Origin of the sequence: Brenneria izbisi (genome assembly GCF_025840185.1) — a bacterium.
GTDB classification, from domain to species: Bacteria; Pseudomonadota; Gammaproteobacteria; order Enterobacterales; family Enterobacteriaceae; genus Brenneria; species Brenneria izbisi.
The window spans coordinates 1-430 of record NZ_JAMPJU010000056.1; the positions used below are offsets into that span (position 1 = coordinate 1).

The window sequence follows — 430 nt, forward strand, 5'->3', positions numbered from 1 at the left end:
CAGGTTTATCCCGTTTCAGTCGTTTTTTCGGCTTGATCCGCATGTTAAGCGACAACCCGCAATAAATCCGGTACACCTGTAAATAGACCCGTTTTAGTTCCATGCATTTTTTGAGATCCCGGCCAAATAATGGTGCTGTCGGTATTCCTCCGGTGTCATATTGTTCAGTGATTCATGCGGGCGTTCACAGTTATATTCTGACAACCATTTCTCCGTGATTTCCCGCACTTCATTCAGTGTTCTGAACAGATAAAAATCGAGTATTTCTGTACGGTATGTCCGGTTAAAGCGCTCAATGAAAGCGTTCTGCGTCTGTAGTCCCTCCGGTTTTTAGTACCACCGCCAATGAGGGTCTCCGGCTAGTTTTTGCCTCGCATAGATAACAGGTGGCATATCACCCAGTGAGCTATGCGGGCGTTCTTCGTTATAT

At 46.0% G+C, this 430-nt stretch carries 1 pseudogene; it reads right to left on the reverse strand.

The annotated features are described in order from the left end of the window. Positions 1-93: 93 nt before the first annotated feature. A pseudogene (locus NC856_RS17725) lies at positions 94-321 on the reverse strand (integrase core domain-containing protein); the annotation flags it as partial. Between the last annotated feature and the right edge of the window lie 109 nt (positions 322-430).